Origin of the sequence: Nonomuraea terrae (assembly GCF_044465245.1) — a bacterium.
Classification (GTDB): Bacteria; Actinomycetota; Actinomycetes; order Streptosporangiales; family Streptosporangiaceae; genus Nonomuraea; species Nonomuraea terrae.
Map to the genome: position 1 here is coordinate 695407 of NZ_JBITLL010000005.1, position 13038 is coordinate 708444.

The following is a 13038-nucleotide window of genomic DNA, read 5'->3' on the forward strand; positions in this document are numbered from 1 at the left end:
GATGGAACCTCTCTCACACGTATTCGGACAGCGCCCTTTCCTAGCAGAATCAACCACACATTGTCCGGAATTTTCACTTGTTTCCCTAAAATCACGCTCGGTAACAACCGCCCCAATGGCATGCGGTTTCGTGTGACTTACGGAGACGTGCCCGATCAGCGCCCCGCGACCGAGGTCACAGGCAGGGGTTGGTGCTGGTGTCGACGACCTTGTCCTTGAGCGAGTCGGGGATCGCCGACAGCACCCGCACGCCCGGCCAGTCGGCGCCGATGACGAGCTGGATGACCGGACCGCCCGGCGTCTTGGCCGCCTTCGACTCGTACGGCTCCGCGGTGAGCGGCTTGATCTTGCCCTCCACCGGCGTGCGCTTGTCCTTCGACAGCCGCGCGGCCACCACGTCGCCGTACGCGGGCCCGTCCTGGGCGTCCTTCTTGGCGTAGCGGATCGTCGTGGTCGGGGCCTGGGCGGCGTTGCCCACGTGGGTGACGACGAAGCCCTGGGCGGCCAGCTCCTCGGCCACCTGCCCCGCCTTGCCCTGCTCGCCGGTGGCGTTGAGGACCTGCACCCGCACCTGGCTGTGCTCGATCTTGGGCGCGGCGGACTTGCCGGGTGTCGGGGCCGCGGTGACCTCGACGTCGTTGCGCACGCTCTCGAAGAAGTTGCCGGCCGCCGGCTGGGCGAACTGCACCCGATCCGTGTCCGGCGGGTACGGCTCGACGGGCACGGTGATCCCCTTGAGCTCTTTGGCGGTCAGGCCGCGGACGCTGTCGGCGATCTCCAGCATGCGATCGACCGTGAGCTCCTCGTCCACGGTGACGGCCCCGACCGCGGCCTGCACGAAGCTGTTCAGCCTGGCGGGGTCGGTGAGCAGGCCGCCGTCGGTGACCTTCTCGGCCACCTTGGTGAGGAAGACCTGCTGGCGCTGGATCCGGCTCAGGTCGCTGCCGTCGCCGAGGGAGTAGCGGGTACGCACGTAGCCGAGCGCCTGCTCGCCGTTGACCACGTGCTTGCCCGCGCCGAGCTGGAGCTTGGCCTGCGGGTCGTTGACCGGCTTGGGCAGGCAGATCTCGATGCCGCCGATGGCGTCGATGATCGACTTGAAGCCGGTGAAGTCGACCTTCACGAAGTGGTTGATCTTGATGTTGGTGAGCGACTCGAGGGTCCTGATCGTGCAGTTGATGCCGCCGTCGTTGAAGGCGGAGTTGATCTGCCGGATGCCGGCCGGCAGGACGGCGCCGCCCCGGCCCTCGCACTCGGGGATCTGGACCATGGTGTCGCGGGGGAAGCTGATCACCGTGGCGTTGTCGCGGTTCGGGGCGATGTGCAGGAGCATGATCGTGTCGGTGCGCTCGCCCGTGCCCTGCGACTTGGCGCCGTACACCTTGTTGTCGCCGTCACGGGAGTCGGAGCCGACGAGCAGCACGTTGAGCGCGCCGGTCTCGGGCGGGCGGTTCGTGCCCGCCTCGATCGGCTCGGTCTCCAGGCCGCTCAGGACGTACCGGTAGTAGCCGTAGGCCCCGAGCAGGCCGGCCACGAGCACGACCGTCATCACCACGCTCACCCACCCGAGCGGCGTGAGCCGGTTACGCGGCGGCCTGGGTCGGCCTCTGCCCCGCCCCTCCGGCGGGGCAGGCGGTGGAGCGACCCGGCGGCCGAGAACCGCGTCGTCCCGCTGCCCTCTCACGCTGTCCACTCCTCGAACCATGATCGCGAAGCATACTCACCGGCCGGAGCGAGCGAGGGCGACTCCGGCGACAAAGCCGGCCCGCCGCTCCGTCATCACCAGAACATGGCTGCCCGGACACCCCTCCCTCACCAGGTGCGGAGGGGAATCCCCCCGGGCCGATGGTAGACGCGCACAGCGCGATCAGCGAGGGCTCCATGCAAAGCCGACGAATTCCGGGCGCCATGACACACGGTGACGTCATCATGACGTTCATGCTGTTGACCGAGATGACGCCCCTCCCCGGCGCCCGGGACGTCGCCGGCCTGCGGGCCGGGGCCGACGCCGCCCGCCGCCGCGCCTTCGTCGCCGTCATCGCCTCGATCGCGCTGCTGGCCACCACCCAGTTACTCGCCGAACGGGCCCCGACCAGGGACCAGACGCTGCCGCTGGCCGTGCTGGCGCTGGCCGTCTTCGCCGCCGCGCTCCCGGCGCTGGCCGTCACCCAGTACGTCTGGGGCGTGCGCGCCCGCCGGGTCCGGCGTCGCGAACGCGAGCTGTACGGCCTGGCCCGCTCGGGCCTGGCCCGCCCGCTGACCCGGCTGGCCGTCGCCTGCGGCTGGACGGTGACGCTGCTGCTCGGCTGGACCCTGCCGCGCTTCTTCCACGAGTCCGCCCTGCACGCCTTCGCCGACGCGCTGAGCTGGGCCGTCGAGGCGCTGTCGGTGGTCAGCGTCGCGGCGGGGGTGTCGTTCGCGCTGTGGTGGGCACGGGACGCTGTGGGGATACTGGCGCGTGCCGTGCGCTCGGGTGGATCACCTGGCGATCCTTGGGATCCCGGCCGCGGCGCGCGCCCCCGCGTGGGCCCGGCACTCCGGACGGGAGCGGTCCTCGCGGTCGCGGTCCTGATCGCGGCCCGCGCGCACCTCTGGGAGCCGGCCTCGTGGCTGGTCTACCTCCTGGTCACGGCAGCCCTCGTCTGCGCGGTAGTTACTGACGAGTAGCATTGGGCGCGGAACCACATCCAGCAACGAGGAGCGAATCCGTGCCTTCCTCTCGTGACGTCGTGTTCGTCGACGGCGTTCGCACCCCTTTCGGCAGGTCGGGGCCGAAAGGGCTGTACGCCGAGACCCGCGCCGACGACCTGGTCGTCCGGGTCATCCGCGAGCTCATCAGGCGTAACCCCACCCTGCCGCCCGAGCGGGTGGACGAGGTCGCCATCGCCGCGACCACCCAGATCGGCGACCAGGGACTGACCATCGGACGTTCGGCGGCGGTGCTGGCCGGGCTGCCCAAGACCGTGCCCGGCTACGCCATCGACCGCATGTGCGCGGGCGCGATGACCGCCGTCACCACGGTCGCGGGCGGCATCGCGTTCGGCGCGTACGACGTCGCCATCGCGGGTGGGGTCGAGCACATGGGCCGCCACCCGATGGGCGAGGGCGTCGACCCCAATCCGCGCTTCCTGTCGGAGAAGCTGGTCGACCCGAGCGCGCTGGTCATGGGCATGACCGCGGAGAACCTGCACGACCGCTACCCGCGGATCACCAAGGAGCGCGCGGACGCGTACGCGGTGCTGTCGCAGGAGAGGGCGGCCAAGGCGTACGCCGACGGCAAGATCCAGCCTGACCTGGTGCCGACCGCGATCAGGACGGCCGAGAAGGGCTGGGGCCTGGCGGTCGAGGACGAGGCGCCCCGGCCGGGCACCACGATGGAGGCGCTGAGCGGGCTGAAGACGCCGTTCCGGCCGCACGGCCACGTCACGGCGGGCAACTCCTCGGGCGTCAACGACGGCGCCACCGGCTGCGTCGTGGCCGCCGCCGACGTGGCGGCCGAGCTGGGCCTCACGCCGAAGATGCGGCTGGTGTCGTACGCGTTCGCGGGCGTGGACCCGGAGGTCATGGGCGTGGGGCCGATCCCGTCCACGGAGCGTGCGCTCCGCCTGGCGGGTCTCGACATCTCGGACATCGGGTTGTTCGAGATCAACGAGGCGTTCGCCGTCCAGGTGCTGGCGTTCCTCGACCACTTCGGCATCGCCGAGGACGACCCCCGCGTCAACCCGTACGGCGGCGCGATCGCCTACGGCCACCCGCTCGCCTCCTCCGGCGTGCGGCTGATGACGCAGCTCGCGCGGCAGTTCGGCGAGCGTCCCGACGTGCGTTACGGCATTACCACCATGTGCGTCGGCATGGGCATGGGCGGCACTGTGATCTGGGAGAACCTGGCATGAGCGGTATCGAGACCTGGCGCGCGCTGCTCGGCGAGCGCAACCCCGACGAGGTCGTCACCAAGGCGCTGGTACGCGACGTGCGGCTGCCCGGCGGGGCCGGCACGATGGCGCTGATCACGCTGGACAACGGCTTCGACCACACCAAGCCCAACACGTTCGGCACGCGCGGCCTGCTCGCGCTGAACGGCGCGCTGTCGGAGATCGCCGCGCGCACCGACCTGGCCGCGGTGGGCGTGACGGGCAAGCCGTTCATCTTCGCCGTCGGGGCCGACCTCAAGGGCGCGGCCGACGTGACCACCCGCGAGCAGGCCCTGGCCATCGGGCAGCTCGGCCACCACGTGTTCCGGCGACTGGGCGAGCTGCCGATCCCGTCGTTCGCGTTCGTCAACGGCGCGGCCATGGGCGGCGGCCTGGAGATCGCGCTGCACTGCACGTACCGGACGATCTCCTCCGGCGTGCCCGCGCTGGCGCTGCCGGAGTGCTCGCTCGGCCTGGTGCCGGGCTGGGGCGGCACGCAGCTGCTCCCGCGTCTGATCGGCCCGGCGAACGCGATCAAGCTGATCATCGAGAACCCGCTGGCGCAGAACCGCATGATCAAGGGCGCGCAGGCGTACGACCTGGGGATCGCCGACGCGATGTTCGAGCCGGCCGACTTCCTGGAGGAGTCGCTGCGCTGGGCCGCCCGGGTGCTCCAGGGCGAGGCGAGCGTCGAGCGGCCGTCCCACGACGGCTGGGAGAAGGCGGTCGCCGACGCCCGCTTCCTGGTGGACATGAAGCTGCACGGGGCCGCGCCGGCGCCGTACCGGGCGCTCGACCTCATCGCGCTGGCCGAGACCGCCACCCGTGACGAGGGCTTCGCCGCCGAGGACAAGGCCCTGGCCGACCTGCTCATGAGCGACGAGCTGCGGGCCGGGCTCTACGCCTTCGATCTGGTGCAGCGCCGCGCCAAGCGGCCGGCGGGCGCGCCGGACAGGTCGCTGGCCCGCAAGGTCGCCAAGGTCGGCGTGGTGGGGGCGGGCCTGATGGCCTCGCAGATGGCGCTGCTGTTCGCCCGCCGCCTGGAGGTCCCGGTCGTGCTGACCGACCTCGACCAGGCCCGCCTCGACAAGGGCGTCGGGTACGTACACGCCGAGGTGGACAAGCTGCTGGCGAAGGGCCGCGTCTCCGCCGACCAGGCGAACCGGCTCAAGGCACTGGTGACCGGCTCGCTGGCCAAGGACGCCTTCGCCGACGCCGACTTCGTCATCGAGGCCGTCTTCGAGGACCTGGCGGTCAAGAAGCAGGTGTTCGCCGAGGTCGAGGCCGTGGTGTCGGCGGAGTGCGTGCTCGCCACCAACACCTCCTCGCTGTCGCTGACCGAGATGGGCGCCGGCCTGGCCCACCCCGAGCGGCTCGTCGGCTTCCACTTCTTCAACCCGGTCGCCGTCATGCCGCTGCTGGAGATCATCCGGGGCGCCGCGACCGACGACGCCACGCTGGCCACGGCGTTCGCGGTCGGCAAGTCGCTGAAGAAGTCGTCGGTGCTGGTCAAGGACGCCCCGGCGTTCGTGGTGAACCGGCTGCTGACCCGCTTCATGGGCGAGGTCATCAGCGCCGTGGACGAGGGCACGCCGCTGGAGACGGCCGAGCACGCGCTCGACGGGCTCGGGCTGCCGATGACGCCGTTCGCGCTGCTGCAGCTCGTCGGCCCGGCGGTCGGCCTGCACGTGGCCGAGACGCTGCACGAGGCGTTCCCCGACCGCTTCGCCCTGTCGGAGAACCTCGCCAAGCTGGTCGCGGCGGGCAAGCCGGGCGTCTACCGTCCGGACTTCACGCTCGACCCGGAGGCGGTGGCGCTGTTCGAGGGCGGCACGGCCCCGTCCACCGCCGAGCGGGTGCGCGAGCGGGTGCTGACGGCGCTGGCCACGGAGATCCGCATCATGCTGGACGAAGGCGTGGTGGCCGCGCCGGAGGACATCGACCTGTGCATGATCCTCGGCGCCGGCTGGCCGTTCCATCTGGGCGGGATCACGCCGTACCTGGACAGGTTGGGCATCTCCCAGCCGCGATTCCTCGCGCCCGGGGTGGCGTCCGTCCCCGCCTGATCTGGTGCTCCCGGTTTTGGAGGCGCGCACGGCGGGCCTCCACTCCGGGTTGTGTACTCTCTCGTAGCGTTCCGTGCCTACCTACGAACGGAGAGTCACCATGCTGAGAGCAGCCGGTGCGATCGCGCTCTGCGGAGCCGTCCTGCTGGGCTCGTCCCCCGCCCTGGCCGCGCCGCCGCCGAAGGTGCAGGTCAAGGTCATCTACGCGGTCAAGGGCGGCGAGACCAAGTCGGTCTGGCTCCACTGCGGGCCCACCGGCGGCGACCACCCCCGCGCCCAGGCGGCCTGCCGCCTGCTGGAGAAGGCCAAGGGCCAGCCGGGCGAGCTCAACCTCAAGTCGGCGGCGGCCTGCAAGAAGGAGCTCAAGCCGCACGCCGCCGCGGTCGTCGGCCGCTGGAACGGCCAGGTGCTGAAGTGGGGCAAGGTCTACGCCAACGGCTGCCAGATGCGGGCGGCCACCGGAGCGCTCTTCGCGCTCTGACGCGGGCCGGGCGCCCCCCGTTCTCCCCCCGGGGCGGGCGCCGGCGCGGCTCAGCCGCGCGTCTTCTGCCACGGCATCGCGGTCCGGCTGTGCCAGTAGCCGTAGGTGAAGTAGAGCACCACGCCGAGGACCATCCAGATGAGGAACCTCAGCCACGTCTGCGCCGGCAGGTTGAGCATCAGATAGAGACAGGCCAGCACCGACAGGATCGGCAGCACCGGCACCAGCGGCGCCCTGAAGGCCCGCGGCAGGTCCGGGCGCGTCTTCCGCAGCACGATGACTCCGGCCGAGACCACCACGAACGCGAACAACGTCCCGATGTTGACCAGCTCGGCCAGCTCGCCGAACGACACGAACCCGGCCAGCGCCATGGTGACCACCCCGATGATGATCGTGAGGCGGGCGGGCGTACCGAAGCGCGGGTTGACGGTGGCGAGCGAGCGCGGCAGCAGGCCGTCGCGGCACATCGCGAACAGCACCCGGGTCTGGCCGAGCAGCAGCACCAGCACCACGGTCGTCAGACCCGCGATGGCGCCCACGCTGATGATCGTGCCCAGCCAGGCGTGGCCCACCGAGGTGAACGCGTCCGACAGCGGCGCGGACGTGCTCAGCTCGCTGTAGCGCTGCATGCCGACGACGACGAGCGAGACGGCGACGTACAGGACGGTGCAGATGGCCAGTGAGCCGAGGATGCCGCGGGGCACGTCGCGCTGCGGCTCGATGGTCTCCTCCGCGGCCGTGGCCACGATGTCGAAGCCGATGAACGCGAAGAAGACGATCGCGGCGGCCGAGAAGATGCCGATGACGCCGAACGCGACCGGCGTGATGCCGAACAGCAGCTGGATGAGCGGCGCCTTGAGGCCCTCCACCCGCTGCGTGGCCACCGCCTCGGGGATGAACGGCGTGTAGTTGGCGGCCTTGACGAAGAACAGGCCCGCCACGATGACCAGCAGCACCACCGCGATCTTCGTGATCACCAGGATCAGGTTGACCCGCGAGGACAGCTTGATCCCGGCCACCAGGATCACGGTGAGGGCGAGCACGATCAGCATGGCCGGCACGTTGACGACCGGGTTCTCGCCCGCGATGGACGGGGGCAGGCCGAGGCCGATGGAGGACAACATGGACGCCACGTAGCCGGACCAGCCGACCGACACCACGGCGGCGGCCAGCGCCAGCTCCAGCAGCAGGTCCCAGCCGATGATCCAGGCGGGGAACTCGCCCAGCGTGGCGAAGGAGAAGGTGTAGGCGGAACCGGCGACGGGGATGGTGGAGGCGAACTCGGCGTAGCACAGGGCGGCCAGCCCGCACACGACGCCGGCGACGATGAACGAGATCGCCACAGCGGGTCCGGCCAGCTCTTTGGCGACCTGCCCCGTGAGCACGAAGATTCCGGTGCCGACGATCACGCCGATGCCGAAGACGGTGAGGTCGGTGGCGGTCAGGCGCTTTCGCAGCTGGTGCTCGGGGTCTTCTGTGTCGCGGATCGACTGTTCGACGCTCTTCGTGCGAAAGATGTCCACGCTCGGCGATCCTTCCCACACCGCCGGTGATCATGCCCGTGGAAAGCGCGGGATTCCCTTGCCGCTCGGGGGATCGCGAGGCCGGGGACGGTCCGACCGGCCCCGGCGAACTCGTCAGCTGCGGGCGGGCTCCACGGGGGAGGTGCGCTTCGCGATGGCCTCGGTGACCTGGCGGGCGAGGTCCTGCCCGGTCAGCCCGATCCGGCCGAGGATCACGGCCCGCTTGGCGTGGTCGAGGAAGCGCTGCGGGATCCCGAAGGTGCGTACGGGCACGTCGACGTCGGCGTCGCGCAGCAGGCGGGCCACGGCGTCGCCCACGCCGCCCACGCGGCCGTTGTCCTCGACCACGGCCACCAGCTTGTGGGCGCCGGCGGCCAGGGCCAGCGCGTCGTCGAGCGGCTTGACCCAGCGCGGGTCGACCACGGTGGAGGCGATGCCCTGGGCGTCGAGCAGGACCGCGGCGTCCATGCAGACCTGCGCCATGGGGCCGACGCCCACCAGCAGCACGTCGGGCTCCGCCTCGGCGGCGCGCAGGAGGTCCATCTCCCCCAGCTTGCCGACGGCCTCCAGGGGCTGGGCGACCGGGCCCTTGGGGAAGCGCACGACGGTCGGGCCGTCGGAGACCGCCACGGCCTCGCGCAGCAGCTCGGTCAGCCGATCGCCGTCGCGCGGCACCGCGATCTTGAGCCCGGGCACGACCTGGAGGATCGACAGGTCCCACATGCCGTTGTGGCTGGCGCCGTCGTCGCCCGTGACGCCGGCCCGGTCGAGCACCACCGTGACCGGCAGCCGGTGCAGGGCGACGTCCATGAGGAGCTGGTCGAAGGCGCGGTTGAGGAAGGTGGCGTAGACGCCCACGACCGGGTGCATGCCGCCGAGGGCGAGCCCGGCGGCGCTGGTCAGCGCGTGCTGCTCGGCGATGCCGACGTCGTAGATGCGATCGGGGAACGCCTCGGCGAACGCGTTGAGCCCGGTCGGGTGGAGCATGGCCGCGGTGATCGCGACGAGGTCGTCGCGCTCCTTGCCGAGCCGGACGAGCTCCTCGCCGAAGACGTTGGTCCAGCTGCGGTCCTTGGGCTTCTCCGCCCCGGTGGCGCGGTCGAAGGCGCCCGGGGAGTGGAACTGGTCCTCGTCGTGGTTCTCCGCGGGCGTGTAGCCGCGGCCCTTCTGGGTGAGGGCGTGCACGATGACGGGGCCGCGGAAGTCGCGGGCCTTGCGCAGCGCCGCCTCCATGGCCTGCTCGTCGTGGCCGTCGATGGGGCCGACGTATTTGAGCCCGAGGTCCTCGAACATCACCTGCGGCGCCAGGACGTCCTTGACGCCCTTCTTGAAGCCGTGCAGGGCGTCGTAGAGGACGGGGACGTTGCCGAGCTTGTCCTTGACGTACTCGAGGACGTCCTCGTAGCGGCGGTTGACGCGCAGCGAGGACAGGTGGGAGGCCAGGCCGCCGATCGTGGGCGAGTAGGAGCGGCCGTTGTCGTTGACGACGATGACGACGGGCAGGTCTTTCACGGCGGCGATGTTGTTGAGCGCCTCCCAGGCCATGCCGCCGGTCAGGGCGCCGTCGCCGATGATCGCGACGACCGTGCGGTCGTGCTCGCCACGCAGTTTGTAGGCCTTGGCCAGGCCGTCGGCGTAGGACAGCGCGGTGGAGGCGTGGGAGTTCTCGACGAAGTCGTGCTCGGACTCGGCCTGGCTCGGGTAGCCGGACAGGCCGCCCTCCTGCTTGAGCGCGTCGAAGCCGGTGGCGCGGCCGGTGAGGATCTTGTGCACGTACGCCTGGTGGCCGGTGTCCCACACGACGGGGTCGTGCGGCGAGTCGAAGACGCGGTGGACGGCGATGGTGAGCTCCACCACACCGAGGTTGGGGCCCAGGTGGCCGCCGAACCTGGCACAGGAGTCGACCAGCAGGTCACGGATCTCGCCCGCGAGCCGCGGCAACTCCTCGTCAGTGAGTCGTTTGACGTCCTGCGGTCCCTTGATCGAGCCCAGCAACCCGCTCACGGATGCGACTCCCCTCTGCTCTGTTCGCCGACCTCCCAGAGTCTAGTTCGCAAAGGCCCCGTTGACTCCATCGAGTCAAAGTGCGCACACATATGTCCGATCTTGACCTAGTCTTGCGGACCATATGAATTCCGTCACCAAGGGCAAAGTGGTAGCGATCGTTGCCTCCGTCGCGGCTCTTGCCGTGGCGTTGGCCGCCCTGGTGGTGGTGCTGGCCGACAGAGCCACGACCTCGGCGGCGTCCCCGCCCGCCGCTGCCGGGCAGACCGCCGCACCGCCCCCGAAGGACCAGGCGGGGCAGAAGCAGGGGGGCGGCGCGGCGCAGGGCGTGCGGATCGCGACGGCGAACCCGCTCTACCGCACCGGGCGGCTCGCCGACGTGAACTGCCGGCCGGGCGACCTGCCCGCCGGGAGCATGACGGCGTACCGGCGCTTCCTGACCCGGGTGACACAGTGCCTGAACAAGGCGTGGGCCGCGCAGTTCCGCAAGGCCGGGCTGCCGTTCACCAAGCCGGAGCTGCGCATCATCACCCGCCGGGTCACGACGCTCTGCGGGACGTGGAACGCCGGCGCCGACGGCGTCTACTGCTCCACCGACCGCACGATCTACCTGATGATCGGCAAGGACCAGTTACGCAACCCGTTCCCGCTCGGCATCACCCGCCTGGTCGCCCACGAGTACGGCCACCACGTGCAGCAGGTCTCGGGCGTGTGGGGCTACTACTGGGCCGCGCGGACGATCGCCGGCAAGGCCAGGCGGCTGCAGCTGTCGCGCAACTCCGAGCTGCAGGCCGAGTGCTTCTCGGCGGTCTTCATGAGCACCATGAAGGGCACGCCGCTGGTCACCGACGCCGACTGGGCGTACACGGTCGACTGGTTCAGGAAGAACGGCGCCAAGGGCTGGCCGCAGAACGACCACGGCAGGGGCCCCACGCAGGCGGCGTGGATGACCCGCGGCTTCAACCGGGGCACACCGGGCGCCTGCAACACCTGGGCCGCCAGCCCCCGCAACGTGACCTGAGCCGCCCGCTCCCCGCTCGGCCGGGAAACGTCTAGGATCCGCGATCGTGCGCATCTTCCTCCTGGCGCCGCTCCTGTGCCTGCCCGTGATCCTGGGTGTGGTCCTGGGCGTGCCCGCACCGGCCCTGGCGGCCCCCGGTCCCGGGCAGGGCGGCGGGCTGATGGGCGTGATGGGCGGGGAGGTGGTCCCGCATGACTGCGCGATCCCCTCGATCCGGGCGGGCCGCGTGGCCTCGCTCCGGTCCTTCCACCGGGCGACGGCCGAGTGCGCCGACCGTTTCTGGGCGGACCGGTTCGCCGCGGCGGGGCTGGCGTACACGCCGCCGGCGGTCCAGATCACGACCGGGGACGACTCGGTCTGCGGGGCGATCGGCGGCAGCGGCGCGCAGTACTGCCCGCAGCAGCGCACGATCGTGATCCGCGTCACCGAGGAGGACGTGCGCGAGCCGTTCAGGATGAATCTGGCACATTCGGTCGCCCACGAGTGGGGCCACCACGTGCAGGGCCTCATCGGGGTGCTGTCCGCGCAGAGCGCCCTGTACGGCCCCGCCTCCGGCGACGCCCGCCGGCTGCTGAACCACCGGCTGGAGATGCAGGCCGAGTGCTTCGCCGGCGTCTTCTACAGCGCCGCGCTCGACTCGATCGACCCCGGCATCGGATGGGAGGCGTGGATGGACGCGGTCCGCCTGGCCGACGAGAGCGACATCCACGGCAAGCCACGCAATCTGGCGTTCTGGCAGAACCGCGGCTACCGGGGCGGGGCCACCGGCTTCTGCAACACGTGGACGGCCGGCCGGGACAAGATCAGCTGAGCTGGGCGTGCGCCCGCGCCAGCACTTCCAGCGGGTCGGACAGCACGTTGGAGAAGGCCAGCTCGGCGGCGCCCACGAGGGTGGCGGCGTCGCCCAGCGACGAGGTGCGCAGGCGCAGGCGCTCGCGCTGCGGCGCCATCGCGTGCAGGGCGAGCTGGCTGCGGACCTGGGCCGCCGAGCCGAGGTAGATCTCCCGCAGCATCCCCCCGAAGACCACCATCTCGGGGTTGAAGATGTTCACCAGGTTCGCCACCCCGAGCCCGAGCCACTCGCCGACCCGGTTGAGCGCCTCCTGGGCCACGATGTCGCCGCGGTCGGCGGCCTCCACCACGGCGCGGACGGCGTCGCGGCCCTGCTGCCCGCCGAAGCGGCCGGCCGACTCCAGCAGCGCCCGCTCCCCCACCTCCGCCTCCAGGCAGCCGTGGGAGCCGCAGCCGCAGGCCCGCCCGCCGGGGTTGACCACCATGTGGCCGACCTCGCCGCCGTAGCCCTCGTGGCCGCCGAGCAGGTGGCCGCCGGCGATGATGCCGCCGCCGATGCCCACGTCGCCGTGCAGGTAGATGAGGTCGCGCGCGGCCGCCCCGATGCCGCGGCTGTGCTCGGCCAGGGCGCCGAGGTTGGCGTCGTTGCCGACGCTGACGGGCAGGCCGAGGCCGAGCCGGCGGGCGAGCTCCTCACCGAACGGCACCTCCTCGGCCTTCAGGTTGGGCCCGAACCGCACCACGCCGTCGCCCTTGCGCACCCCGCCCGACACGGCGGCCGCCGCTCCCACGCAGACGGTGTCGGCGGTGGTCTTGCGCCGCATCCGGCGGGCGAACCCGGCCAGCACCTCGGTCAGCTCGTCCAGCTGGAACGCGCCGCGCTCGCGCACGGCCTCGCGACGGTCGAGGATCACCCCGCCGAGCCCGACGCGGGCGGCGGCGAGCCGGTCGGGGCCCACGTCGAAGGCGAACACGTAGACCCGCGCCGACTCCGGGCGCACCACGAGAGAGGGCCGCCCGGCGCGGCCCGTCTCGCGCGGCAGCTCCTCGCGCACCAGCCCGGCGGCGGTGAGGTCGGAGGTCAGCGCCATGATGGTGCTGCGGTTGAGCCCCATCCGGTTGGTCAGCTCGGAGCGCGAGATCGGCCCGCCGAGGTGGACATGGCGGAGCAGAGCGCCGAGATTGTGGCGCCTGATGTCCTCCTGTGAGGGGCCGGCACGCATGGTCTGGGGTTCCCTGA

At 71.4% G+C, this 13038-nt stretch carries 10 protein-coding genes; 6 read left to right on the top strand and 4 right to left on the bottom strand.

Translation table 11 applies throughout. From position 1 onward, the window contains the following. Positions 1-175: 175 nt before the first annotated feature. Positions 176-1561 (bottom strand): LCP family protein, encoded by a 1386-nt coding sequence (locus tag ACIBP6_RS27020; protein ID WP_397056470.1) that lies wholly within the window; start codon positions 1559-1561, stop codon positions 176-178. A gap of 377 nt (positions 1562-1938) precedes the next feature. Here ACIBP6_RS27020 and ACIBP6_RS27025 point away from each other — a divergent pair, with 377 nt between their 5' ends. The 4 genes from ACIBP6_RS27025 (at position 1939) to ACIBP6_RS27040 (ending at position 6458) form a co-directional block, all read left to right on the top strand. After that, on the top strand, positions 1939-2667 hold the full coding sequence (locus ACIBP6_RS27025; protein ID WP_397056472.1) for a hypothetical protein: 729 nt from the start codon (positions 1939-1941) through the stop codon (positions 2665-2667). Between the two features lie 62 nt (positions 2668-2729). Further along, positions 2730-3893 carry a thiolase family protein gene (locus ACIBP6_RS27030; protein WP_397057086.1) on the top strand — a complete coding sequence of 388 codons (1164 nt, stop codon included), beginning with the start codon at positions 2730-2732 and terminating at the stop codon, positions 3891-3893. Then, a complete protein-coding gene (locus ACIBP6_RS27035; protein ID WP_397056474.1) occupies positions 3890-5977 on the top strand; it encodes a 3-hydroxyacyl-CoA dehydrogenase NAD-binding domain-containing protein in 2088 nt (695 codons plus the stop codon). The genes ACIBP6_RS27030 and ACIBP6_RS27035 overlap by 4 nt, the downstream gene beginning before the upstream one ends. Positions 5978-6077: 100 nt before the next feature. Further along, positions 6078-6458: an SSI family serine proteinase inhibitor gene (locus tag ACIBP6_RS27040; protein WP_397056476.1), complete on the top strand. Its 381-nt coding sequence runs from the start codon at positions 6078-6080 to the stop codon at positions 6456-6458. Between the two features lie 50 nt (positions 6459-6508). On the opposite strand, the gene ACIBP6_RS27045 is transcribed toward ACIBP6_RS27040, so the two are convergent. Then, positions 6509-7981, bottom strand: coding sequence for an amino acid permease (locus ACIBP6_RS27045; protein WP_397056478.1), 1473 nt, complete (start codon positions 7979-7981; stop codon positions 6509-6511). Between the two features lie 114 nt (positions 7982-8095). Then, positions 8096-9976, bottom strand: coding sequence for a 1-deoxy-D-xylulose-5-phosphate synthase (dxs, locus tag ACIBP6_RS27050; protein ID WP_397057087.1), 1881 nt, complete (start codon positions 9974-9976; stop codon positions 8096-8098). 157 nt (positions 9977-10133) lie between these two features. Here dxs and ACIBP6_RS27055 point away from each other — a divergent pair, with 157 nt between their 5' ends. Both ACIBP6_RS27055 and ACIBP6_RS27060 read left to right on the top strand, forming a co-directional pair. Then, entirely contained in the window at positions 10134-11006 is an 873-nt protein-coding gene (locus tag ACIBP6_RS27055; protein WP_397056480.1) for a neutral zinc metallopeptidase, read from the top strand. 46 nt (positions 11007-11052) lie between these two features. After that, the gene (locus tag ACIBP6_RS27060; protein WP_397056482.1) at positions 11053-11817 is read left to right on the top strand and encodes a neutral zinc metallopeptidase; all 765 of its coding nucleotides are present in this window, start codon (positions 11053-11055) and stop codon (positions 11815-11817) included. On the opposite strand, the gene ACIBP6_RS27065 is transcribed toward ACIBP6_RS27060, so the two are convergent. Next, the gene (locus ACIBP6_RS27065; protein ID WP_397056484.1) at positions 11810-13021 is read right to left on the bottom strand and encodes an ROK family transcriptional regulator; all 1212 of its coding nucleotides are present in this window, start codon (positions 13019-13021) and stop codon (positions 11810-11812) included. The genes ACIBP6_RS27060 and ACIBP6_RS27065 overlap by 8 nt on opposite strands. Positions 13022-13038: the final 17 nt, after the last annotated feature.